The organism is Pseudomonas sp. HR1 (assembly GCF_030175875.1).
Classification (GTDB): domain Bacteria; phylum Pseudomonadota; class Gammaproteobacteria; order Pseudomonadales; family Pseudomonadaceae; genus Chryseomonas; species Chryseomonas oryzihabitans.
Genome location: NZ_JASNRF010000008.1, coordinates 35,286 through 59,180, shown reverse-complemented (window position 1 = coordinate 59,180; position 23,895 = coordinate 35,286). Strand labels below are relative to the sequence as shown.

Sequence of the window (23,895 nt, the reverse complement as noted above, 5' to 3'; positions counted from 1 at the left end):
GGGAGCTGCCATGGAGCGGGTCCAGGGCAGCTGGCGAAGCTCAAGCCGTGACGGCGCGCCGCGCCAGCAACTGACCCACCGCCAGCACGAAGACCGCGCCGACCGCCCCTGCCACATAGGGTACCCAGTGCACATCGGCAAAGCCCAGCCAGCCCTGCAGCAGTTCGTCGCTGGCGATCAGCTTGCCGGCGATCCAGCCCAGCAGCGCCGCGCCGGCCACCACCAGCCAGCGAAACCTTTCCATGAGCTTCAGGATGAGCTGGCTGCCGAAGATGATGATGGGAATGCTGATGAGCACCCCGGCGATGGCCAGGCCCAGGTGCCCCTGGGCGGCGCCCGCCACGGCGATGACGTTGTCCAGGCTCATCACCACGTCGGCCACCATGATGATCCAGATGGCCTGGCCCAGGGTGGTACCGGCCTTGACGTTGGCCTCGTCCTCTTCGGGCATCAGCAACTTGATGCCGATCCACAGCAGCAGCACGCCTCCGACCACCTTGAGCAGCGGCCAGCCCAGCACATAGCTGGCGACGAACAGCAGCAGGATGCGCAGGATCACGGCGCCGGCGACACCGCCGAGAATGGCCTTGCGTCGTTGCGCATCCGGCAGACGCCGGCAGGCCAGGGCGATCACCACGGCGTTGTCGCCGCCGAGCAGGATATCGATGATGACGATCTGCAGGAGACCGGTGAGAAAGGCGGGATCGGACAGGGTGGCGAGCAAGATCGACCTCGAAGCTAAGGGTGCTGGGACAGGCATTGGGCAGCAGGAGCCGTCGATGATTTCATCGGGCCCCTGCCGCGGCGCCAAGAATAGCGCCCCAAGCTGTCATCCAGCCGACGAAACGGCGCCGCGGATCGATTCCGCCTGGCGCCGGGCGGCCCTTCAGCCGCCCGTCGAGGGCGCGCCGATCCGTACGTCGCCCTGCCCGCTGGCCGCCAGCGCGCGGGCTACCAGGCCGCTGCGCAGTTGCTCATCGAGAAAGTCCTGCACGAAGGCAGCTGCGGCGGCGCGCCCCTTGGGTACGGCCATGGCCTGGCGGATCTCGGTGAAGCTGTCGGCCGGCACCCGATAGCCAGGATGAGCCGCGGCATAGGCTTCCAGGGGTTGGCGCACTCCGGCGGCGGCGTCCAGGCGCTGATCGACGAACCAGTCGATGGCCGCTGGCGAGGTGGGCGCTCGCACCAGCTCCGCCTGGGTCAGGGTGCGACTGAGATAGAGGTCATAGGCCGCGCCCTGCCCCACGGCGATGCGGCGCCCGGCCTGGTCCAGCTCGGCCACGCCCTGGGCCGGATCGTCCGCGCGCAGCAGGTAGGTGCCCTCGATGATGACATAGGGTTCGCTGAAGGCGATCTGCGCCGCGCGTACCGGTTCGATGGCGAGAAAAGCCAGGTCCCAGGCGTCTTCCTGCAGCGCGGCAAAGACCTTGCCGGCGGCGTCATGGGTCGTGAACTGCACCGGCACGCCCAGGCGCTCGGCCAGCGCCCGGGCCAGGGCCACCGAGACACCGGCCGGCTCGCCATCGGCGCCGCGTTGCGCCAGCACCGGATTACCGTAGTTGATCGCGGTGCGAAGAACGCCCTGGGGGGCCAGTTCGGCCAATACCGCTGCGGATGGGCTCATGGAAGCTCCTTGGAGGGGTCGACTGTCGGGGTGCGGCTGGGGCTCGCCGCGGCCATCCGATACTGCCCGCTCGCGGGCGATTGCGCACGCCTTCGTCGACCCTTCCGTGCTCGTTGCCTCACACCCTGAGCCGCTGCAATTCCCCATAGGCCTCGGCGGCCTGGGCCAGCAAGGCGGGGGCTCGCCTTTCACGCGGATGGGGCGCCGCCACGGCGAAGCGGCGCTGCACGCGGGAGGGCGCGCCGCCCAGGACCAGGACGCGGTCGCCCAGGTAGAAGGCTTCGTCCAGATCGTGGGTCACCAGCAGCACGCCGATGTGATACCGGGCCACCAGGCGCAGCACCAGGTCCTGCAATTGCCAGCGGGTGAAGGCGTCCACCGCGCTGAACGGCTCGTCGAGCAACAGCAGCCGTGGGCGACCATAGAGTCCGCGGGCGATGGCGACCCGCTGGGCCATGCCGCCGGAGAGTTGCTTGGGCAGCAAGGCGCCCTGCCCCTCCAGCCCGACGTCACTGAGCAACTGCGCCGTCCAGGCACGATCGAAGCGCGCGCCGTCGGCGAAACCGACATTGGCGGCCACGTCCAGCCAGGGCATCAGCCGCGGCTCCTGGAACACCACGCCGACGCCCTGGCTGGCCGCGGCCAGGGTCATGTGGCCACTGAAGGCGTCGTCCAGCCCGGCGGCGATGCGCAGCAGGGTGCTCTTGCCGCAGCCACTGGCACCCAGCAGGCTGACCACCTCGCCGGCGGCCAGGGTCAGGTCGACGCCCTCCAGCACCCGACGCCCGGCAAAGGTCTTGCCGATGCGTTCGAGAGACAGCAGGGGTTCGCTCATCACTGACCACCCTGGTAGGTGTCACGCCAGGCCAGCGCCCGACGTTCCAGGCGCAGCAGCAGTTCGTCACTGAGCTTGCCGAGCACCGCCAGCACCAGGATGGCGGCGATGACCACGTCCGGTCGCGAGGTCTCCCGACCGTCGCTGAGCAGGTAGCCCAGGCCGGCGGTGGCGGCGATCAATTCGGCGGCCACCAGGAACATCCAGCTCATGCTCAGGGCTCCGCGCAGGCCGGTGAATAGACTGGGCAAGGCGGCCGGCAGCAGGATGCGGCGGATCAGCGCCGGGCGTGACAGGCGATAGAGGCGCCCCACTTCCACCAGGCGGCGATCGACGTCGCGGATGCCGCTGACCAACGCCAGGTACAGTGGAAAGAAGGCACCCAGGGCGATCAGCACGATCTTGGGCGTTTCATCGATACCCAGCCAGAGCAGCAGCAGGGGCACCCAGGCCAGGCTGGGAATGGCGCGCAGCGCCTGGAACAGCGGATCGAGATAGGCCTCGGCGCGGCGCGACAGCCCGACCCAGGCGCCGATCAGCAGCGCCAGACCCGCGCCCAGGGCGAAGCCACTGGCGACCCGCGCCAGACTGGCCGCCAGGTGCCGCCACAACTCCCCTTCCCCCAGCAGCCACAGGGTCCGCAGCACCTCGCTCGGCGGTGGCATCTGGTAAGCCGGCAGCCAGCCCAGGCGCACCACCGCTTCCAGCGTCACCACCAGCCCCAGGGGCAGCACGGCGCCGCGCCAGCGGCCACCCGCGCCGCGAGCGGGTCGGGCGGCCTGGACCAGCGGCGCGGCCTGGGTCAGTTCATCACTCACGGCGCGGTCGCCTTGGCCACGGCGGGTTCGGCCTTGATCACCGCCTGGGCCAGCGCGGGCTGGACCAGAGCATCGACCGCCGCGACGGCGTCCACGCCGGGGCGTACCAGACCTTCTTCGGCCAGCAGCGGCGCGGCGCCCTTGAGCGCGGCGACGAATTGCGGACCGGGCAGCGGCTGGCTGAAATCGGTACGGGCGAGCTGGCGCTGGGCGACTTCCAGCGGCAGGCCGGACGCCTTGGCCAGCAACTCGGCGGTCTCCTGGGGATGGGCCAGGGTCCAGTGGCGCGCGTCCTCATAGGCGCCCAGCACCGCCTTGACCAGCTCCGGCTGGGCCTTGGCGAAGGCCTCGGTGGTGCTCAGCACGCCATAGCTGTTGAAGTCGAGATTGCGATAGAGCAGGCGCGAGCCCGCCTGCAATTCGCTGGCGGCCATGTGCGGATCGAGCCCGGCCCAGGCATCCACCTGGCCGCGCTCCAGGGCGGCGCGACCGTCCGGGTGCTGGAGATGGACGATGTCCACGTCGCCTTTCTTCAAGCCTGCCTCGCGCAGGCTGCGCAGCAGGAACAGATAGGGATCGGTGCCCTTGGTCGCGGCGATCTTCTTGCCCTTGAGATCGGCAAGGGACTTGAGCGGCGAATCCTTGGGCACCACCAGCGCGGTCCATTCCGGGCGACTGGCGAGATAGAGGGTTTCGATCGGGGCGCCATTGGCGCGGCTGAGCAGCGCTGCGAGCCCCGCGGTGGAGGCGAAATCGGTGCTGCCGCTGTTGAGGTATTCCAGCGAGCGATTGCTGCCCTGGCTGAACACCCAGCGCACGGCGATGCCCTGCTCGCCAAGGCGCTTTTCCAGCAGGCCCTGCTCCTTGAGCACCAGGCTGGTGGGGGCGTAGTAGGCGTAGTCCAGGCGGACTTCCTTGGGCGGTGCGGCCTGCGCCAGCAGCGCGCTGCCGAGCAGGGCCAGGCCGGCGGCCCAGCGTAGCGTGGTCTTGTGCATCTCGAGTTCCTTGTCGATTAGCGGGAGGTCAGGGGGGCGCTGGGGGTCCAGAGGTCCACGGCGCTGGCGTCCACGGCAGTGGGTAGCAGCTTGGCCGCATGGAAGGCATCGGCGATGCGCTGCTGCTCGCCGAGGGCGGCGCGGCTGACCGGCTGGACATCGTAGGTGCGGCGGCGGTTGGCCAGCTCGACGGTAGCCTCGTCCAGGCGACCCCACTGCGGACCGAGAATCCGTGCCGCCTCGGCGGGGTGTTGCTTCACCCACTGCCCCGTGCGCTGCAGCTCGGCGAACACCAGGCCCAGCACCTCGGGATGGGCCTGGGCATAGGGCGTGGCGGCCAGGTAGTAGCGCTGGTAGCTGGCCAGGCCCTCGCCCGAGGCGAGGATGCGAACGTGCTGCTGGCGCTGGGCGCTGGCGACGAAGGGCTCCCAGGTCACCCAGGCATCCACCTTGCCGTTCTCCAGGGCGGCGCGACCGTCCGCCGGGGTGAGATAGGCCGGCTGGATGTCGGCGAAGGTCAGCCCTGCCTTTTGCAGGGCGGCGATCAGCAGGTAGTGGCTACCGGCGGCCTTGGTCACGGCGATGCGCTTGCCCTTGAGATCGGCGAGGGTCTGCAGCGGCGAGCCCTCCGGGACCAGGATGGCCTGGGCCTGGGGCGATGGCGTTTCCCGGGCGAAGTAGGTGAGCTTGGCGCCCGCCGCCTGGGCGAACACCGGTACGGTGTCGGCGACGTCGGCGGAGAGATCCACGTTGCCGATGTTGAGGGATTCCAGCAGCGGCAGGCCGCTGGAGAACTCGTGCCAGCTGACGGTGATGCCCTGGGCTGCCAGATCCCGCTCCAGGGTGCCCTGCTCCTTGAGCAGCACCAGCAGGGTGGAGGATTTCTGGTAGCCGATACGCAGGCTGGTATCGGCCTGGGCGGCGCAGGCGAGGCCCAGCAGACCCAGGGCGAGCAGCCCCCGGCGGAGACCTGCGCGAAACGAACAGCGGATAGCGGCCATGGATGCCTCAGCGAGCGGCGAATGAATGGCCGCCACGATAAGGAATAAGCAAAGGTCAGATTAATACCGATTTGGAATTTGGTTAGAGGCGAGCGCCCTGCCGCGACGGCCCTAACGTTATTCCGAAAGGCTATTTAAAGCCTGGTCTATCTGGAAGCTAACGTATAACCACCGGACCACCGGATCTCTCCTTTCGCCTTGAACCCGAGGATCCCATGGCTGTGCTCCGGACTCTTCTCCCCATGGGGGCGCCCGCCCCATGACCGCTCCCGCCAAGCAGGTGCTGCTCAACGCCTTCAACATGAACACCGTGGGCCATATCAACCATGGCCTCTGGACGCATCCGCGTGACACCTCCAGCCGCTACCACACCCTCGGCTACTGGACCGAGCTGGCCCAGCTGCTGGAGCGCGGCCTGTTCGATGGGCTGTTCATCGCCGACATCCTGGGCGTCTACGACGTCTACGGCGGCAATGTCGACCTGACCCTGCGCGAATCCATCCAGCTGCCGGTCAACGACCCCTTCCTGCTGGTCTCGGCCATGGCTGCCAGCACCCGGCACCTGGGTTTTGGCCTCACCGCCAACCTCACCTACGAGCCGCCCTATCCCTTCGCCCGCCGCCTCTCCACCCTGGATCACCTGAGCGAAGGCCGAGTTGGCTGGAACATCGTCACCGGCTACCTGGACAGCGCCGCCCGCGCCATGGGTTTGGACCGGCAGATCGCCCACGACCGTCGCTACGACCAGGCCGACGAATACCTGGAAGTGCTCTACAAGCTGCTCGAAGGCAGCTGGGGCGACGACGCCGTGGTCCGCGATCGCGTCCAGCGGATCTATGCCCGCCCCGAGCGGGTGCGCAAGGTCGCGCACCATGGCGAATTCTTCGACGTCGAGGGCTATCACCTCTGCGAGCCCTCGCGGCAACGCACCCCGGTATTGTTCCAGGCCGGCTCCTCGGACCGCGGCCTGGCCTTTGCCGGGCGCCATGCCGAATGCGTGTTCATCTCCGGGCAGGACCAGGCCGCCACCCGCGCCCAGGTCGAGCGGGTGCGGGGCGCGGCAGTGGCCGCCGGCCGCAGCGCGGATGACGTCAAGCTGTTCATGGGGCTCACGGTGATCGTCGCCCCCACCGCTGCCGAAGCCCGCGACAAGCACGCCGAATACCTGAGCTATGCCAGTCCCGAGGCCGGCGTCGCCCACCATTCGGCCTCGGTGGGCATAGACCTCGCCGCCTATGGCCTCGACGAACCCATCCGCCCGCAACGGACCGAGGCCATCGAATCGGCGCTCAAGCGCCTGGTGGCCAAGGACGCCGGCTGGACCCGCCGCAAGCTGCTGGAGCAGCACGCCCTCGGTGGCCGCTACACCGCCCTGGTCGGCGATCCCGGGCAGGTGGCCGATGCCCTGCTCGGCTGGATCGACGAAACCGGGCTGGACGGCTTCAACCTGGCGCGCACCGTCACCCCCGAGTGCTACGGCGACTTCATCGATCTGGTGATCCCGGAGTTGCAGAGCCGGGGTCGCTACAAGACCGCCTATGCCGAGGGCAGCTTCAGACACAAGCTGTTCGGCCGCGGCGACCACCTCGACACCCGCCATTTCGGCAGCCATTTCCGCCAGGCCTGACCCTTCAAGGACGCCCCATGACCCGCCTCAAGCCCCTGCTCTTCGCCCTCGGCCTCTTCAGCACCGCAGCCCTGGCCGCGCCGCTCAAGATAGGCACCACCGCCGCCTTCGCCCCGCCGCTGGAGGTCGCGGTGCAGGAGGCCAAGGCCGCCGGGGTGGACGTGGAGATCGTCGAATTCAGCGACTGGATCGCCCCCAACACCAGCCTCGCCAACCACGACATCGACGCCAACTACTACCAGCACATCCCCTTCCTGGAAAACGCCAAGCGCACCGCCGGCTATGACCTGGTAGCGGTGGCGCCGGGGATCATCAACAACGTCGGGCTCTATTCGAAGAAGTACCGCACCCTGGCCGAGGTCCCCAAGGGCGCGCGGGTGGCCATCGCCAACGATGCCATCAATGGCGGCCGTGGCCTGTTGCTGCTGGAGAAGGCCGGCTTCATCACCCTCAAGCCCGGCGTCGGCTACCACGCCACCCTGGCGGACATCACCGGCAATCCGCGCGACATCCAGATCGTCGAACTGGAAGCCGTGCAGCTGGCCCGCTCGCTGGACGACGTCGACGTGGCCCAGGGCTATCCGCACTACCTGCGCCTGGCCAAGACCATCGACCCCAACCAGGCCCTGCTCTTCGATGGCCTCGACCACCCCGAGTACGTCATCCAGTTCGTCGCCCGCCCGGACAACAAGGACGATCCGCGCCTGGCCAAGCTGATTGATCTCTATCAGCACTCGCCCAAGGTCCGCGCCGCCCTGGACCAGGCCCACGGCACCCTCTACCAGCCGGGCTGGAAGGACTGACTGGCGCCCCATTCTGTTGGCGAGAACGGCACCTGGAGCGTCAGAGCTTCTCCACGACGAAGGCGCAGCGTCCACGGTTGCGCCCGCCGTCGGGCAGGTCCATGAATTCGTCGATGAGGATGCGCACGCCCTGCCCCAGCAGTAGGGCGCGCAGTTCCTCGGGCGGATGGGAGTCATAGAAGAACGGCTGGTCGAACATGGTATCGACGAAGGCATCCGCCGCCGAGCCGCCCGCCGTCAACATCAGCCGCCCCCCTTGCGGAAGCCCGGCGATCACCCGCGCCAGGAGCGTCGCGTGCCAGCGGCGCTCCAGATGGAACAGCGCATCCCACAGCAGCGCGCCCTGGTAGGGTTCGGCGCAGGCATAGGTTTCCAGCCGCGCCTCGATCCAGCGCTGCTTGGGAAATTCCCGCCGCGCATGGGCAAGCATGGCGGCCGCCTGATCGACCCCGAGCACGCGATGCCCCTGGGCGAGGATGGCGGCGGCGACCGGCGTGCCGGTGCCGCAGCCCAGATCGAGCAGGGTGGCGCCGGGTTCGAGCTTTTCCAGGAGCACCTCCAGGTAGCGACGCTCGTCGTCCCTGAGGCTGACGCGGGCCTGGCGAAAGCTGTCGGCGATGGCGTTGTAGGAGGTCTTGTTCATGGCGTGGGCTCCCTGGTCGTTCCGGGAGCTTAGCCCACCCCCAGGTAGGCCGCCTGCACCGTCTCGTGCGTCAGACCCATGCCGGGCACGCCGGACTGCACCACCCGCCCGCTTTCCAGCACGAAAGCCTGGTGGGCGTAGTCGAGGGCGTTGGCGCTGTTCTGCTCGGCCATCAGCACGCTCAGGCCCTCCTCGCGGTTGAGCCGGGCGACGCTTGCGAAGATCTCCTCCACCAGCAGCGGCGCCAGGCCCATGGAGGGTTCGTCCAGCAGCAGCAGGCGGGGCCGCGCCATGAGTGCACGACCCAGGGCGATCATCTGCTGCTCGCCGCCCGAGGTCAGACCCGCCAGCTGCCGGCGCTTGCCGGCCAGGCGGGGAAACCAGGCATAGATGCGCTCCAGTTCCTCACGCTGCGCGGCGCGCCCGAGGCGGCGGACGAAACCGCCGCTGAGCAGATTTTCCTCCACGCTGAGTCGCCCGAAACAGTGGCGCCCTTCCAGCACCTGGACCAGTCCGGCACGGACCCGGGCATCGGCCGACTGGCCCGCGAGGTCCCGCCCCTCGTAGCGGATGGCGCCGCGGACCAGGGCGCCGCGAGCGGCGCCGAGCAGCCCCGAGAGGGCCTTGAGGGTGGTGCTCTTGCCGGCGCCATTGGCGCCCAGCAAGGCCACGATCTGGCCCTGGCCGACCTCCAGACTGACGCCATCGACGGCGAGGATGGCGCCGTCGTAACGGACTTCGATGGCTTCGACCGCCAGCAAGGGGGTGGTCGTCATGGGTCAGCTCTCCTTGCTGCAATCACGGGGGGTTATGCCCTTTTCCTTGGCGTACTGCCGGGCCGAGGCCTCGATGATGGGCCGCAGGAAGGCGCGATCGGCCTGCACCCAGTCGCTCACCAGTTGCCACTGCTCGCCATCCCACTGCTGGATGCGGATGGCGCCGCCGCCTTCGTGGTCGGCGCAGGAAAGCGTGAGCGGCTGCACCAGTCCCTTGGCGCCCAGGGCCTGCAGGCGGGCGTCGTCCAGCTTCAGGTGTTCGAAGCCCCAGCGCACCTGCTCGCCGCTGAGGGGCTTGTCGCCATACTTGGCCTGGGCCAGGCGCAAGGCCTCGACATTGAGGATGCCGTTGACCACGCCGAGGTTGTAGTAGACGGTGCCGAAACGCTTGGGATCGGCCAGGTCGCTCTGCCCCTTGGCCACCACGTCGCGTTCGATGCCCTGCAGCACCGGGAAGGCGGTGCCCGAAGGGTGGGTGGTGATGGCCAGGAAGCCCTTGGCCGCCGCGCCAGCCGGACGCACGTCTTCCTCGGAGTTGCTCCAGATGTTGCCGATGATGTGGTCAACCGGGAAGCCGACTTTCTGCGCGGTCTTGATAGCCACCGGGTTCATCACCCCCCAGCCACGCAGGATCACCCAGTCGGGCTTGAGGCGGCGGATGTTGAGCCACTGGGACTGCTGCTCGTTACCCGGGTGCGGCACCTCCAGCAGGGTCAGCTCGAAGCCATAGCGATCCGCCAGTTTCTGCAGGACCTCGTTGGTCTCCTTGCCGTAGGGCGAGCCGTGGTAGAGGGTGACGATCTTCTTGCCCTTGAGGCTGTCGACCCCACCGCCCTGCTGGCCTATCCAGTTGAGGATGGCCGAGACCTCCGAATAGGGGTTGAGCTGCAGCGGGAAAACATAGGGGAAGACGCTGCCATCGGTGGAATCGGTACGGCCGTGGTTGATGGTGATCAGCGGCAGGTGATCGGCGGTGGAGCGCTCCAGGGTGGCATAGGCGATGCCCACCGACAGCGGATTGGTGGCAGCGGCGGGCGCGCCGTCATGGCCGTTCTTCAGGCGCTCGTAGCACTCCACGCCCTTCTCGACGATGTACTCGGTCTCGCACTCGCTCCACACCAGCTTGACGCCATTCACCCCGCCATTGGCGTTGACGTATTTCATGTAGTCGATGAAGCCACCGAAGAAGCCGGTGCCGCCGGCGGCATAGGGGCCGACGCGATAGCTCTGCAGCGGGAAGTATTGCTCGCCGGCGGCCTGGACCGGGCCGAGGGAGGTGAGGCCCAGGGCCAGGACGAGGCTGCCGAGCAGATGACGTTTGAGCATGGGGACTTTCCTTGTGGGGGTGTTGGGCCGGCGAGCCTGGCCGCCGGCGAAGGGGATCAGGCGCGGTGCAGGCGTTGCCAGCCGCGGGTGGCGAGGCGGGTCAGGCCCTCGGGTTCCTTGATCAGCACCAGGATGATCAGGGCGCCGAAGGCCATCTTCTGCAGGTTCTCCAGCTGGCCGGCGGCGATGAGGTCGGCGGGTAGCCAGCCGGCCAGGTTGGAGAGCAGCAGCGGAAACAGCACCATGAAGGCCGCGCCATAGAGGCTGCCGGCCAGGCTGCCGAGTCCGCCGAGGATGACGATGAAGAGGATCTGGAAGGAGCGACTCAAGTCGAAGCCGTGGGGCTCCACGGTGCCCAGGTAGGTAAAGGCCCAGAGCGCCCCGGCGATGCCGAGGTAGAAGCCGCTCAGGGCGAAGGCCAGCAGCTTGGCCCGCACCACCGACAGGCCCATCACCGCAGCGGCCGTCTCGCGATCGCGCACCGCCATCCAGGTGCGGCCCAATTCACCGTGCGCCAGACGCGCGGCGAAGGCGAACGCCACCAGCACCACCACCAGGGTGGCCAGATAGCGACCCAGCGGCCCACCGAAATCCTGACCCAAGAGCACCAGTGGCGGCGCGCTGATCACCCCGGAGGCATTGCCATGGGAGAACCAGTCGAAGCGGGTCAACGCCCACAGAATGAAGAACTGCGCCGCCAGGCTGGAGACGACCAGGTAGAAGCCACGGATCCTCAGGCTGGGCAGGCCGAACAGCAGCGACACCAGGGCCGCCAGCAGGCCGCCGGCGAACAGGCACAGCGGCAGGGGCCAGCCCAGGCGTACCTGCAGGTTGTAGGTGGCGAAGGCGCCGACCGCCATGAAGGCGGCCGAGCCCAGCGACAGCTGCCCGGCATAGCCGGTGAGCAGATTGAGGCCCAGCCCGGCCAGGGCCAGCACCAGGAAGGGAATCAGCAGGGCATTGAACAGATAGTCGCTGCCGACCCAGGGCAGCACGCCAAAGGCCAGCATCAGGAAGGCGGCCAACGCTAGGCGCGCGGGTCGCACAGCGGGTGCACGGGAGGCCAGCGGACGCACCGTCAGGGCGTCGAGGGAAGTGCTCATGGAAGGTCCTCTAGACGCGCTCGACCACGGGTTCGCCGAACAGGCCAACCGGTCGAATCAGCAGGAATACCAGGGCGAAGGCATAGGGAAACCAGTTCTCCAGACCACCGCCGATTAGAGGGCCGAGATAGACCTCGGCGAGTTTTTCGCTGGCGCCGATCAGCAGGCCGCCGACGATGGCCCCGGTGACCGAGGAGAAGCCGCCGATGATCAACACCGGCAGCGCCTTGAGCACGATCAGCGACAGCGAGAACTGCACGCCCAGCCGCGCACCCCAGAGCAGCCCGGCCACCAGGCCGACGCAGCCCGCCACCGCCCACACCAGCGCCCAGATCCGCGGCAGGCGGATACCCACCGCCTGCGCCGCCAGGGGGTCGTCGGCCACGGCGCGCAGCGAGATGCCCAGGCGGGTGCGCTCGAACAGCAGCGACAGTCCGATCACCAGCACCGCCGCCACCGCCGCGGCAAACAGGTCGAAGCTCGACAGCAGCAGCTCGCCCAGCTCCAGCGGACGGTCCTCGATACCCAGGTCCAGGCCGTGCACCTGGGCGCCCCACAGCGCCTGGGCGGCGCCCTCGATGAAATAGGCCAGGCCCAGGGTGGCCATGAACAGCACCAGCGGCGAGCGATTCACCAGCGGCCGCAGCACCGTGCGCTCCACCACCACCGCCAGCAGCACCATGACACCGGCGGTGGTCGCCAACGCCAGCCAGCCGGGCAGGCCGCGCTCCACCAGGCTGACGTAGGTCAGGGCGGCGAACAGCAGCATGGCGCCCTGGGCGAAATTGAAGACGCCCGAAGCGCGGTAGATGAGCACGAAACCCAGCGCCACCAGGGCATACATCACCCCGGCGAGCAGGCCGCCAAGCAAGACTTCCAAGAAAAACGCCATGGTTTTCTCCCTGAGGCGTTCAGTGTCCTTAGAAGCTGTTTACGATCTCGCGAGCTAGAGCCAAACAAGGCGGAAAGGCCTGAGGAAGCGGAGTTTACGAGTGGTAAATGAGCATTCCGAAGGTCTTTCCAACGCCGGTTGGCCGACGCGCAGCAGATCGTCAACAACTTCTAGTGACGGGTCCCGAGATAGGCGGCGATCACCGCCGGGTCGTTACGCACCGCGGCGGGTGCGCCATCGGCGATGAGGCGACCGTAGTCCAGTACCACTACGTGATCCGCTAGTTGCATCACCACCTGGATGTCGTGCTCGATCAGCACCACGGTCACTCCGCGCTCGCGGTTGATGGCCCGGATGTAGCCGCTCAGCTCGCGCTTCTCCGCGGCGTTCATCCCGGCCATGGGTTCGTCCAGCAGCAACAGCCGCGGCTCGGCCGCCAGTGCCCGGGCCAGCTCCACGCGCTTCTGCAGCCCATAGGGCAGGCTGCCCACCGGGACGTCGCGCCAGGGGCCCAGGTGCAGGAAGTCCAGCGCCCACTCGGCCACCGCCCGCTGCACCCGCTCTTCGGCCGGCGCGCGGCCCAGGCCCAGCGTCTGTTCCAGCCAGGAGGCGCGCCGATGGCGGCCGCGCCCGGCGAGCACGTTGTCCAGCACGCTCATACCCTTGAACAAGGCCAGGTTCTGAAAGGTACGCGCGACCCCGGCCCGCGCCGCCGCCTGCGGGCGGCGCAGCGCCGCGCTGCTGCCAGCCAATTGCACCCTGCCCCGCTGCGGTCGGTAGAGGCCGTTGATCACGTTGAGCAAGGAACTCTTGCCGGCGCCATTGGGCCCGATCAGGGCGCAGATCTCGCCTTCGCGAACCCGGAAGCCGACCTCGGCGAAGGCCGTGACCCCGCCAAAGGCCAGCGCCAGGCCGCTGACCTCCAGCAGCACCGGCGATGGCTTGGCCAGAGCCGCATCCATGGCCTAGGCCGCCGCCTGGGCCGCGGCCCGGGCTTCGAGGTCGCGCACCAGCGGCAGCACCCGCTTGCCGAAGTACTCCACCTCTTCCTGGAAGTGCAGGAAGCCCGCCAGCACCAGGTCCACGCCCACCGCCTTGAGGGTGACGATGCGCTCGGCGATCTGCTCGGGGGTGCCGATAAGGTTGGTCTTGAAGCCGTCGTTGTACTGCACCAGATCCTCGAAGCTGGACTTGACCCAGTTGCCCTCGCCCTCCGGACTGGCCGCGCCGGCATTGCGCGCCTCGTGGCCGAAGGCCTGGACCGCCTCCGGGTTGGCCTTGGCGATGATCTCGTCGAGCACCGCGCGGGCCTCGGCCTCGGTGTCCCGGGCGATGACGAAGGCGTTGACGCCGACCTTGATCGCGTGGCCGTTCGCCGCAGCCTTGGCGCGCAGGTCCTCGACCTGGGCGCGGATGCCCTCGGGGGTGTTGCCGTTGGTGAAGTACCAGTCGGAGACCCGTGCCGCCATGTCCCGCGCGGCCCGGGAGCTGCCGCCCTGGAAGATCTCCGGGTGCGGCTGCTGCAGCGGCTTGGGTTTCAGGGTGTAGTTGCGGAAGCGATAGAAGTCGCCGGCGAAGCTGAAGTTGTCCTGGGTCCAGATGCCCTTGAGGGCACGGATGAACTCCTCGGAACGCCGATAGCGCTCGTCGTGGTCGAGCCAGGGCTCGCCGATGCCGTGGAATTCGCCCTTGAACCAGCCGGACACCAGGTTGATGGCGACCCGGCCATTGGTGAGCTGGTCGATGGTCGCCAGCTGCTTGGCCGCCAGCGCCGGATTCCAGGGGCCGGGCAGGATGGCGGCGATCACCTTGAGACGCTCGGTGGCGGCCAGTAGCGCATGGCTGAAGGCCACCGATTCGTGCTGGTATTCGGCGCCGTAGCCGGCGGTGAAACGGATCTGCGTCAGGGCGTAGTCGAAGCCGGCCTGCTCGGCGAGCTGGGCCAGCTTGCGGTTGTAGTCGATGCCCCAGTGGGTGCGCTGCTCGATGGTGCTGACCACCAGGCCGCCGCTGACGTTGGGGACCCAATAGGCGAATTTGACGGGGTTCTGCGACATGCAAAGGCTCTCCGGGTTGGGCTCGCCGCGAGGGCGAGCGAAACAGTGACCCTGAGCCTTCAATCAAGAACCGAACCAAGTCTAAAAAGCGTTTTCAATCAATGAGTTGCGAGAAAACGTAAGACGATTTCCGTTGTAGCGCCAAGGGCAGCTGTTCAGTCGCTGTCCCCTGGGCAACAGCGCAACGAGGCGTCTGGCACGCCCTTCTCGCCCGGAAGCCGTCGGCTCAGGCCGCCGTGGTGCGCAGGAATTCGCTCCAGCGCCGCACCAGGTAGTTGTGTTCGTCCATCACCGAATTCCACACCCCGATATGGCTCATGCGCTGGGCGTAGGAACCCCCTTCGCGCCGCTGGCCCACCTCAATCAGCGGCAGGCCGTCGCTGCCGGCGAGTTCTTCCCGGGCCGGCAGGCCGCCGTACCAGAAATCCCACTCGGCGGCGCTGAGGTGATCCCGCGCACGCACCGGATTGGCGATGTAGAAGCCCTGGCGCGCCATCACCGCGCCGGGCCAGCCGGCCAGCCACCAGTTGAGGTAGGCATAGGCGGCGTCGCGCACCCGGCCTTCCGCGCAGCGCGACAGCGACAGACCGCCGAACCAGGCGCGATAGCCCTCGCGCGGGACCGCCACCCGGTAATCCACCCCCGCCCGGTGCAGCGCCATGAGCATGGGCGACCAGAGACTCTGGATGTCCACCCCGGCGGCCAGGGTCAGCTCGCCGGCGCTGCGGTCGTCGGACCAGAACGCCGCGAAGTGCCGATGGCGCTGGCGTTCCACCAGCAACTCGGCCAGGCGGTCGATCTCCTCCAGGCGCAGATTGCCGATGTCGTCAAAACGGGCGAGGCCGGCGGCCTGGATCGCCAGGGCGGCGTCCAGCGCGCCGATGGCGGCGTCGCTCTGCAGGGCGCTATGGCCGCACCAGCCTTCGTCGATCAGCCAGGCCCAGCTCTCCTGTTGACCCGCCAGGGCGGCAGGCAGGCTTTCCGGGCGATAGGCGAAGCTGTCGGCGTTGTGGGTCAGCGGCAGCATGCTGATGCGCTCGCTGGGCTGGCCGCCGAGGCTGCCGTCGTGCTGCACATAGAGGCGGTCGCACGGCCGGCAGCCGGGCGCCAGGCGATCCGTGGCATGCAGCCGGCCGCGCTTGGGCAGGTCGTTGATCTCTTCCCAGAGCGCGATGCGGCGGATGTCGATGGGCTGGATCGCCCGCGCCGGCCAGACGAAGTCGACGTTGTGGAACCACTGGTCATAGAGGTCGTAGCTGCCCGGTTCCAGCACCGCGATGCGCTGGGCGGTCTGGACGTCGTGGATCTGGTAGACCAGGCGGATGCCCAGTTCCGCCTCCGCCCGCTGGCGGATGGGTTCGAGCAGGGTCACCGAGGTGCCCAGCACCCGCAGGGTCAGCGGCGTGCTCATGCGGCCCGTCCCAGGCCGCCCATGAAGGCGGCGAAGGAGCGCCTGAGCAGCGCGGTGTCCAGCTCGCGGACGATGAACACCAGCCGCGAGCGGCGTTCGCCCGCCGGCCAGGCCGGCAGGTGCACCGGCGGATGCAGGCTGTGCTGCACGCCGTGGATGACGATGGGTTGGCTGGCGTCGATCACGTCGAGGATGCCCTTGACTCGCAGGATGCGTTGCCCGTGGCATCTTAGCAGCATCGACAGCCACACCCCGAAGGCCATCCAGTCCAGCGGACGGTCGAACTCCAGGCAGCAGACCTCGGCGCTGCCGTGGCGGCCTTCGGCGACCGCGGCGAACAGGCGCCAGCGACCGACCTCGGCCGCCGGATCGGCGGCGCGCAGGCCCTCGCCCAGCAACAGGTCATCGCCGCTGGCCACCGCCGCCGCCAGGGCGCGGGTGGCGGTGGGATTGAGCTGGGCCAGATGCCGGTCCAGCCGCTCCAGCACGGCGGGCGCGACCCGGTCGGCCTTGCTCAGCAACAGCCGGTCGGCTGCGGTGACCTGGTTGAGCCACTCCGGGTGCAGCCCTTCCTGCAAGGCGGCGTGCTCGGCGTCCACCACGGTCACCAGCAAGCCCAGGTGGAAGCGTCCGCGCAACTGGGGATCGAGATTGAGGGTGGCCAGGATCGGCCCCGGATCGGCCAGGCCGGTGGTCTCCAGCAGTACCCGGCGAAAGGCCGGGATCTCGCCGCGACTGCGCCGCCCGTGCAGGGTCAGCAGCGCCGCCTTGAGATCGCCGCGCACCGAGCAGCAGACGCAGCCGCTGGGCAGCAGCACGGTGTCCGGGGCCACCTCTTCCACCAGCAGGTGGTCGATACCGACCTCGCCGAATTCGTTGATCAGCAGCGCCGTCTCGCCCAGGGCCTCCTGGGCCAGCAAGCGGCGCAGCAGGGTGGTCTTGCCGCTGCCGAGAAAACCGGTGATGACATTGACGGCGAGGCTCAAGACACTCCCTCCAGCGGCGCCAGCACCCGCGGATCCAGGGGATCGAGCGGTCGCCCCAGCACCGCTTCGGCCTGGCGCCAGAGGTCGTCCAGCCCTTCGGCCAGGGCCTGGCGCCCGGTCGGTCCCTGGATCAGGTAGGAGGCGCCCTGGACGTCGCTCACCGTCAGCCGGAACGGCGCCACCACCCGGTTGATGGCGGCGACCCGGCGCAGGCGCTCGCGCCGCCGGGGCAGGTCGTCGCCCAGCGGATCGCTCCAGTGGAGATCCGGCCCGAGCAGGCCGCACAGTCCGCACATGGCTACCTCCTAGGGCATGACGTCGCCGGAATTGGGGCCCAGGGTCTGGCCGACGAAGAGGTTGCCCCCCGGATCGCTGGCCAGCAGCAGCGCCACCGGCGCCACCTCCTCCGCCCGGCCGAAGCGGCCCAGCGGCAATTCGCGGGCCTTGGCCGCCTTCCAGTCGGCGCTGATGCCGTCCACCAGTGGGGTCTCGATGGGTCCGGGGGCGATGGCGTTGACCAGCACGTTGTCGCGGCCCACTTCCAGCGCCAGCGACTTGGTGAAGCCGATCACCCCGGCCTTGGCCGCGGCATAGTGGCAGAGTTCGGCGCCGCCCTTGATGCCGAGCTGGGAAGCGACGTTGATGATGCGTCCCCAGCGCTGCGCCTGCATGAACGGCAGGGCGCGCTGGCTGGCGAGAAAGACACTGGTGAGGTCGACGCGCAGCATGTCGTTCCACTGCGCCAGGGTCAGGTCGACGCAGGGCGCCTGGGTCAGCATCCCGGCATTGTTGACCAGGATGTCGATGCCGCCATGGGCCGCCACGCAGGCGTCCACTCCGGCCCAGGCACCCTCCGGCTCGCCGACGTCGGCGACGGTCTCGGTTACCACGGCCCCCAGGGCGCGGCATTCCGCGGCCACCTGCGCCAGGCGCTCGCTGTCGCGGTCGGCCAGCACCAGGCGCGCCCCCGCAGCGGCGTAGCTGCGGGCGATGGCGGCGCCGATGCCGCTGGCCGCGCCGGTCACCAGGGCGCGGCGGTCTGTCAGCTCGAACATCTTCTGCTCCTCAATCGGGCCAGCGGACAGTGAGACCGCCATCGACGATCAGACTCTGGCCGGTGATGTAGCTGGCCTCGGGGCTGGTCAGGAAACGCACCAGCGCCGCCACCTCCTCGGGCTTGCCGACCCGCCCCAGGGGAATGCTGCGGGCGGCCTTGGCCAGGCCCTCCGGCCCCAGGGAGTTCTTGGCGTCCAGCGACTGGGGCGTCTCGATCAAACCGGGGATCACCGCGTTGCAGCGGATGCCCCGCGGCGCCAGTTCGACGGCCAGCGAGCGGCACAGCCCGGGCACCCCAGCCTTGGCCGCGGCGTAGTGGGCATGGTCCTGCCAGCCGTAGACGCCGCCGGCGATGGAGGAGATGGCCACCAGGGCGCCACCCTCCCCCAGGTGCCGCGCGGCGGCGCGAAAGGTGCGCATGACCCCGGTGAGGTCGACGTCGAGCATCTCCTGCCAGCGCGCGTCGCTCATTTCCAGCAGCGGCGCGGCGCGTAGGAGACCGGCATTGGCCACGGCGTAGTCGAGGCGGCCGAAGTGCGCCAGGGCGGCATCGGCCAGGGCGTCCACCGAGGCGCTGTCGCGGACGTCCAGGGGTTCGAGCAGGCAGTCGCCCCCCGCTGCAATCACCTTCTGGCGAGTCTCTTCCGGGTCATGGGGATCGCCGGGATAGTAGCCACCGACCACCCGCACGCCCCGCTGGGCATAGGCCACGGCCAGGGCCTGGCCGATGCCGCTGGCGGCACCGGTGATCAGGGCGACGGGAGAGGTATGAGCTGTCATGGAGGCTCCTGTCATTTGAGACTGGTGGGTTCGACGTGGCGCGCGGCCCACATCACCAGGCCGGAGAGAAAGCACGGCAGCGCCCCGAACCAGAGCGCGGCGCTGTGCCACTGGCCACCGCTGCCGAGCACGCTGGTGATGCCGAGGCCGGCGAGGATGGCGCCGAGCGGCCCCATGGCGTGGACGATGGCGCCACCGGTGGCGCGGATGCTGGTGGGGAAGCTTTCGCCCATGAAGAACAACATGGCCGAATAGGGTCCGGTGAGAAAGAACAGTCCCAGGCTGTAGAGCGCCACCACCGGTACCAGCTGGCTGGGCGCCTGCAGCATGGCGAAGAAGGCCAGGCCGCCACACATCCAGCCGAGGGCCACGGTGTTGCGCCGACCGATGCGATCGCCCAGCCAGCCATGGAACAGGTAGCCGATGAAGCCGACGGCGTTGGACAGCACCAGGATCCACAGCGAATTCTCGAAGCTGAGCTTGTGCACGCTGACGATCACCGAGGTCCCCAGCACGCTGAACACCTGGATCGCCGACCAGTTGAGCAGGATGGCCAGGCTCAGCACCAGGGTCGGTCGCAGGGCCTGGCCCTTGAAGGCCATGGCCACGCCGGCCTTGGCGTGCTCTTCGTAGTCCACGCCGTATTCCCGCGCCAGGCTGCGGGCGTCCTGCTCCTGGCCTTCGCGGCGCAGGCGCTGGATCCGGGCATGCACCTGGAATTGCGGGCTTTCCTTGAGCTTGCGCGCCAGCACGGCGATGACGAAGGCCGGCACGGCGGCGAACACGAAGCAGCCCTGCCAGCCGATATGTGGCAGCAGCAAGGCGGTGAGGCCGGCCGCGATCAGCGCACCGATCGGCCAGCCACTCTGCACCAGGCTGTAGATGAAGCCGCGGCGGCGAATCAGCCGCGGATCGTCCGAGGCGGCATAGACCTCGGTCAGGTAGGTGGCGTTGACCCCCTCCTCCGCATAGCCCAGGCCGGCCACCGAACGCACCAGCACCAGCGGCACCTTGCCCATGCCGGCGCACAGCGCGGTCAGTGCCGAGCACACGGCGGTGCCGCCGATGGTGACGATGATGCCGCCGCGGCGACCGATCCGGTCCACCAGCGGGCCGATGGCGAAGGCGATGATGGCCCCGCCCAGGGCTACCCAGGTGGCGAGTTCGGCCTGCTCGGCTTCGCTCCAGTTGAAGTGCCCACCCATCACCGGCAACAGGGTGCCGAACAGGATGAAGTCGTAGACGGCGAACACCCAGGCGAAGAAGGCGATCCAGGTGGCGTAGCGGACATCAGCGGAAGACAGCGGCTGCGGTTTCCAGGCAGCCGTGGGGGTTTCCGGGTGGAGCGAGCTGGCGGCAGGGAGGGTCATGGTCCTGTACCTGTGGGCTGGGCGCTTAGCGCTGGCGCGGCTGGCGCCGCAGGAAGTCGTCGGCGATCTCGTCCATGGTGGCGAAGCGCACCCCGGCGTGACCCTGGATATGCTCGATCAGGCGTTCGAGCATCAGCAGCACCTGCGGCCGCCCCGAGACATCGGGGTGGATGGTGATGGGGAAGACGGCGTAGTCCAGCTCGCGATAGACCCAGTCGAACTGGTCGCGCCACATCTCTTCCAGATGGCGCGGATTGACGAAGCCGTGGCTGTTGGGCGCCTTCTTGATGAACATCATCGGCGGCAGGTCGTCGAGGTACCAGTTGGCCGGAATCTCCACCAGATCGGTTTCCTGGCCGCGCACCAGCGGCTTCATCCAGCTCTCGGGCTGCTGGCTGTAGTCGATCTTGGTCCAGTTGTCGCCGACCCTCACGTAGTAGGGAGAGAAGTCGTTGTGCATCAGGCTGTGGTCGTACTTGATGCCCTTCTTCAGCAGCAGCTCGTTGGTCACCCGGCTGAATTCCCACCAGGGCGCGACATAGCCGGTCGGCCGCTTGCCGGCCAGGGCGGTGATCAGCTCGATGGACCGATCCAGCACCGCTTCCTCCTGCTCGGGGGTCATGGCGATGGGATTCTCGTGGCTGTAGCCATGGATGCCGATCTCGTGGCCCGCCGCGGCCACCGCCTGCATCTGCTCGGGAAAGGTCTCCACCGAATGGCCCGGAATGAACCAGGTGGTCTTGAGGCCGTAACGCTCGAACAGCTTGAGCAGCCGGGGCGACCCCACCTCGCCGGCGAACAGGCCGCGGGAGATGTCATCGGGCGAATCCTCGCCGCCGTAGGAACCGAGCCAGCCCGCCACCGCGTCGACGTCGACGCCGATGGAAACGAAGATTTCTTTGGCCATCGTTGCACTCTCCAGTACCCGGAAGAAAGCCAGGTCGATGGCGGAGCCGGGCCCCCGCCACCGCCGCTTGAATTCAGGCGCTGACCAGGGCTTCCACGGCCGTGGCGGCATCGAGCAGGCGTTCGTCCGCGGCGGCGGGGGCCACCAGCAACAGCCCGGTGGGCAGGCCCTGGGCATCGCGACCGCTGGGTAGCGAGACACCCGGCGCGCCGAGCAGGCTGCCGGCCATGGTCAGGCGCAGCAGCTCCAGATTGGTGGCGGCGAAGAGGTCGGTGTTGGCTTCCAGAGGGGCCAGCGGCGGCGCCACCCGGCCGACCGTCGGCACCAGCAGCAGCGCCTCGGCGAATTCGGCGGCAAAGGCTGCCCGCAATCGGTCGCGGCGTTCATGCAGGACCGCCAGGTGACCGTCGGGCAAGGCCCGCGCTCGCTCCAGGCGCTGCCGCACCCGCGGATCCAGGCGTTCGGCCGCGGGACCGTCGAGCACCTCGCGGTGCAGGGCGAAGGCTTCCAGGGCCCCTGGCCAACCTTCTGCGGCGAGAACGTCCAGGGCCTCGGCAAAGACCGTGCGGGCGCGGCGCTCCACGTTCACCCCGCCGCGGGCCAGCCGCTCGGCGGCGGCCAGCAGATTGGCCCGCACCGCCGGCTCCACCCGGGCGTCGTCCAGCACGCTGAGGTCCAGCACCACCCGCAGTTCCGTTGGCGCCGGCAACGGGCGGGCAGCCGCGCCCGTCAGCAGGCGATCCAGGCACTGCACATCGCGCAGGCTGCGCGCCAGCGGACCCGGTACGTCATAGGACGCGGCCAGTGGAAAGATCCCGGTCGCCGGATAGCGCCCCAGGCTGGGCCGATAGCCCACCAGTCCATTGAGAGCGGCCGGCAGGCGCACCGAACCGGCGGTGTCGGTGCCGAACGCCAGGGGCACGATGTCGGCGGCGACGGCCACCGCCGAACCCGAGGAAGAGCCCCCCGGTATGCGCACCTCGCCCTGAGTCCGGGGATTGGCGGGCGTGCCGAAATGGGGATTCGACCCGACGCCGGAATAGGCGAATTCGCTGAGATTGACCTTGCCCAGACTGACCAGGCCGGCCTGGCTCAGGCGCTGCACCAGCACGGCATCGGTGGTGGCCGGTGGCGCCAGGCGGCGCAGCTCGGCGCCGCAGGTGGTGACCTCGCCCTGCAGGTCGAAGAGGTCCTTCCAGGCCAGCGGCACCCCATCCAGCGGCGACCGCGGCTGCCCGGCCTGCCAGCGCTCGCGCGCCGCCAGGGCTTCGGCGCGTCCGCGCTCGGCGGTCAGGGTGATGAATACGGCCGAGGATGCCTGGGCGCGCGCCAGTGCCGCCTCGAAGACCGCGACCGGATCGAAGGTGCCGGCGGCATAGGCCTCGCCAAGCGCGACGGCATCCAGGGACAGGGCGTGGGCGGGTTCCATCGGCGCTCCTTAAACGTACATTTTATAATTTGGTACGTTTAACAGAGCAGGCTTTGTGCCAGCTTGAAAAAACAGGACGCCGCAGACTCGAAACGCTGACCTCTAGCGGTCGCCTGGGCCTTTTCCCGGTATCACCCTATAAAATGTACTTAAATTAAATAGATCCATTTTTGTGCAGAACCGTAACGCCTGCCCCGTTACCGTGCGTGCACCTGGCCCGGCCGGTAACGCGCGAAAGGCCGTAGGCCTGTGCCACAATTCTCATCTCGTTTCCGGAAGGTCCCCGATGTCGGCAGCAGTCCCCGCCCCCCTCGATGACAGTCGTACCGCCGCGCGCTACGCGATGATCCGCAGTGCGCTGCGCGAAGCCATCCTGGCCGGTCGCGCGGCGCCAGGGCTGGTGCTGGTCGAGGCGCCGCTGGCGCAACTGTTCGGCACCAGCCGGGTGCCGGTGCGCCAGGCGCTGACGCTGTTGCAGGAGGAAGGCCTGATCCGCCGCTTCGAGGGGCGCGGCTATCTGATCGATCCGGCCGGCACCGCGGGCGAGCCGCAGCGCCAGCCACTGACCCGCCAATTGCTCGGGCTGGACAGCAGCGATGACCTGATCGATACGCGCTCCCTGGGCGAGCGCGTCGGCGACGAGATCGCCGCCTGTGTCAGCCACGCCCTGCTCTTTGGCCATTTCCGGCTGGACGAGCAACGGGCGGCCGACCACCTGGGCGTCAGCCGCGCCGTGGTGCGCGAAGCCCTGATGCGCCTGCGTGACCGCGGCCTGGTGGAAAAGGAACCCTATGGCCAGTGGCTGGCCGGTCCGCTCACCGCCCAGGCCATCCGCGACGACTACGAGATCCGCGCCCTGCTGGAACCCGAGGCGCTGTTACAGACCGCGCCGGGTCTGGCGCGTAGCGAGCTGCTGGCGATGCTGGAACGGCTGGAGCAACTGGCCGCCCACCCTGCCCTCACCTCCTGGGCGGCGGTGGAGCGCATCGAGGCGGATCTGCATGGGCGGTGCCTGGCCGGCCTGCGCAATCGCAAGCTGGCCCAGCTGATCGCCCACAGCCAGAGTCCACTGAACGTCTCGCGCATCTTCCACCAGTCGCTCGGCACGCCGCTGGACGAGGCGGTGCTGGTGGAGCATCGCCTGGTGCTGGAATCCCTGCTGGTAGGCAGTCCGGACTCGGCGGCCAGCCAGTTGCGCAATCACCTCCTGCGCGGCCGCGATCGCACCCTGCAGCGGCTCAAGGTGCTCTCGGTATTGCCCGACCCGGAATTGCCGGCCTACCTGGAGCGCCTCAGCTAGTGTGGTGTTTCAGACGTTATCTGCACAATTTTGGCGGCGCTTTTTAGGCCCCGGCGGCGTTCCCACTCCTCGCCATAGCCCTGCTATGACTCGTCGCGGCGCCTAGCCAGCTCGGAACGCCGAACCGCCAAAAATCACTCGCCAACTCTTGCGCGA

24 protein-coding genes are annotated in these 23,895 nt (G+C 68.7%); 3 read left to right on the top strand and 21 right to left on the bottom strand.

Annotated elements, in window-relative coordinates:
- Positions 1-40: 40 nt before the first annotated feature.
- The 6 genes from QKY98_RS21850 to QKY98_RS21825 all read right to left on the bottom strand — a co-directional run bounded on the left by QKY98_RS21850 (position 41) and on the right by QKY98_RS21825 (position 5,273).
- Positions 41-724, bottom strand: coding sequence for a TerC family protein (locus QKY98_RS21850; RefSeq protein WP_108582022.1), 684 nt, complete (start codon positions 722-724; stop codon positions 41-43).
- A 162-nt stretch (positions 725-886) separates the two neighbouring features.
- Positions 887-1,624 carry an ABC transporter substrate-binding protein gene (locus QKY98_RS21845; RefSeq protein ID WP_284671580.1) on the bottom strand — a complete coding sequence of 246 codons (738 nt, stop codon included), beginning with the start codon at positions 1,622-1,624 and terminating at the stop codon, positions 887-889.
- A 118-nt stretch (positions 1,625-1,742) separates the two neighbouring features.
- A complete protein-coding gene (locus QKY98_RS21840) occupies positions 1,743-2,459 on the bottom strand; it encodes an ABC transporter ATP-binding protein (protein WP_027597755.1) in 717 nt (238 codons plus the stop codon).
- Positions 2,459-3,265, bottom strand: a complete 807-nt coding sequence (locus QKY98_RS21835; protein ID WP_037007561.1) for an ABC transporter permease — start codon at positions 3,263-3,265, stop codon at positions 2,459-2,461. Before QKY98_RS21835 ends, QKY98_RS21840 begins: the two co-directional genes overlap by 1 nt.
- A gap of 8 nt (positions 3,266-3,273) precedes the next feature.
- Positions 3,274-4,272: an aliphatic sulfonate ABC transporter substrate-binding protein gene (locus tag QKY98_RS21830; protein WP_027601184.1), complete on the bottom strand. Its 999-nt coding sequence runs from the start codon at positions 4,270-4,272 to the stop codon at positions 3,274-3,276.
- Positions 4,273-4,289: 17 nt separating this feature from the next.
- Complete coding sequence (locus tag QKY98_RS21825; protein WP_284671579.1) at positions 4,290-5,273, bottom strand: aliphatic sulfonate ABC transporter substrate-binding protein; 984 nt, start codon at positions 5,271-5,273, stop codon at positions 4,290-4,292.
- 259 nt (positions 5,274-5,532) lie between these two features.
- Between QKY98_RS21825 and QKY98_RS21820 the strand changes: the two genes are divergently transcribed.
- Entirely contained in the window at positions 5,533-6,900 is a 1,368-nt protein-coding gene (locus QKY98_RS21820) for an LLM class flavin-dependent oxidoreductase (RefSeq protein ID WP_284671578.1), read from the top strand.
- 17 nt (positions 6,901-6,917) lie between these two features.
- Positions 6,918-7,703, top strand: a complete 786-nt coding sequence (locus tag QKY98_RS21815; RefSeq protein ID WP_042137641.1) for a MetQ/NlpA family ABC transporter substrate-binding protein — start codon at positions 6,918-6,920, stop codon at positions 7,701-7,703.
- 40 nt (positions 7,704-7,743) lie between these two features.
- Here the strand turns inward: QKY98_RS21815 and QKY98_RS21810 are convergent, their stop codons facing one another.
- The 15 genes from QKY98_RS21810 to QKY98_RS21740 form a co-directional block, all read right to left on the bottom strand.
- Positions 7,744-8,346: a class I SAM-dependent methyltransferase gene (locus QKY98_RS21810; RefSeq protein WP_027597749.1), complete on the bottom strand. Its 603-nt coding sequence runs from the start codon at positions 8,344-8,346 to the stop codon at positions 7,744-7,746.
- Positions 8,347-8,375: 29 nt separating this feature from the next.
- Positions 8,376-9,122: an ABC transporter ATP-binding protein gene (locus QKY98_RS21805; RefSeq protein WP_284671577.1), complete on the bottom strand. Its 747-nt coding sequence runs from the start codon at positions 9,120-9,122 to the stop codon at positions 8,376-8,378.
- 3 nt (positions 9,123-9,125) lie between these two features.
- Positions 9,126-10,448 (bottom strand): ABC transporter substrate-binding protein, encoded by a 1,323-nt coding sequence (locus QKY98_RS21800; protein ID WP_027597748.1) that lies wholly within the window; start codon positions 10,446-10,448, stop codon positions 9,126-9,128.
- Positions 10,449-10,504: 56 nt separating this feature from the next.
- A complete protein-coding gene (locus tag QKY98_RS21795; protein WP_350030292.1) occupies positions 10,505-11,551 on the bottom strand; it encodes a branched-chain amino acid ABC transporter permease in 1,047 nt (348 codons plus the stop codon).
- A gap of 10 nt (positions 11,552-11,561) precedes the next feature.
- The gene (locus QKY98_RS21790; protein ID WP_284671576.1) at positions 11,562-12,443 is read right to left on the bottom strand and encodes a branched-chain amino acid ABC transporter permease; all 882 of its coding nucleotides are present in this window, start codon (positions 12,441-12,443) and stop codon (positions 11,562-11,564) included.
- 170 nt (positions 12,444-12,613) lie between these two features.
- The gene (locus tag QKY98_RS21785) at positions 12,614-13,405 is read right to left on the bottom strand and encodes an ABC transporter ATP-binding protein (protein WP_150338506.1); all 792 of its coding nucleotides are present in this window, start codon (positions 13,403-13,405) and stop codon (positions 12,614-12,616) included.
- Positions 13,406-13,408: 3 nt separating this feature from the next.
- On the bottom strand, positions 13,409-14,500 hold the full coding sequence (sfnG, locus tag QKY98_RS21780; protein WP_284671575.1) for a dimethylsulfone monooxygenase SfnG: 1,092 nt from the start codon (positions 14,498-14,500) through the stop codon (positions 13,409-13,411).
- A 226-nt stretch (positions 14,501-14,726) separates the two neighbouring features.
- Entirely contained in the window at positions 14,727-15,911 is a 1,185-nt protein-coding gene (locus QKY98_RS21775; protein ID WP_074584498.1) for an ABC transporter substrate-binding protein, read from the bottom strand.
- Positions 15,908-16,897 (bottom strand): CobW family GTP-binding protein, encoded by a 990-nt coding sequence (locus QKY98_RS21770; protein ID WP_027601196.1) that lies wholly within the window; start codon positions 16,895-16,897, stop codon positions 15,908-15,910. The genes QKY98_RS21775 and QKY98_RS21770 overlap by 4 nt, the downstream gene beginning before the upstream one ends.
- On the bottom strand, positions 16,894-17,193 hold the full coding sequence (locus tag QKY98_RS21765; protein ID WP_027597742.1) for a hypothetical protein: 300 nt from the start codon (positions 17,191-17,193) through the stop codon (positions 16,894-16,896). The genes QKY98_RS21770 and QKY98_RS21765 overlap by 4 nt, the downstream gene beginning before the upstream one ends.
- 9 nt (positions 17,194-17,202) lie before the next feature.
- Positions 17,203-17,952: an SDR family NAD(P)-dependent oxidoreductase gene (locus QKY98_RS21760; protein ID WP_058768334.1), complete on the bottom strand. Its 750-nt coding sequence runs from the start codon at positions 17,950-17,952 to the stop codon at positions 17,203-17,205.
- A 10-nt stretch (positions 17,953-17,962) separates the two neighbouring features.
- Positions 17,963-18,733, bottom strand: coding sequence for an SDR family NAD(P)-dependent oxidoreductase (locus QKY98_RS21755; protein WP_042137659.1), 771 nt, complete (start codon positions 18,731-18,733; stop codon positions 17,963-17,965).
- Positions 18,734-18,744: 11 nt separating this feature from the next.
- Positions 18,745-20,103 (bottom strand): MFS transporter, encoded by a 1,359-nt coding sequence (locus QKY98_RS21750; protein ID WP_284671574.1) that lies wholly within the window; start codon positions 20,101-20,103, stop codon positions 18,745-18,747.
- A 25-nt stretch (positions 20,104-20,128) separates the two neighbouring features.
- Positions 20,129-21,010: a polysaccharide deacetylase family protein gene (locus tag QKY98_RS21745; RefSeq protein WP_027601201.1), complete on the bottom strand. Its 882-nt coding sequence runs from the start codon at positions 21,008-21,010 to the stop codon at positions 20,129-20,131.
- 73 nt (positions 21,011-21,083) lie between these two features.
- Positions 21,084-22,439, bottom strand: a complete 1,356-nt coding sequence (locus QKY98_RS21740; protein ID WP_284671573.1) for an amidase — start codon at positions 22,437-22,439, stop codon at positions 21,084-21,086.
- Between the two features lie 286 nt (positions 22,440-22,725).
- Here QKY98_RS21740 and QKY98_RS21735 point away from each other — a divergent pair, with 286 nt between their 5' ends.
- Positions 22,726-23,739, top strand: coding sequence for a GntR family transcriptional regulator (locus QKY98_RS21735; protein ID WP_284671572.1), 1,014 nt, complete (start codon positions 22,726-22,728; stop codon positions 23,737-23,739).
- Positions 23,740-23,895: the final 156 nt, after the last annotated feature.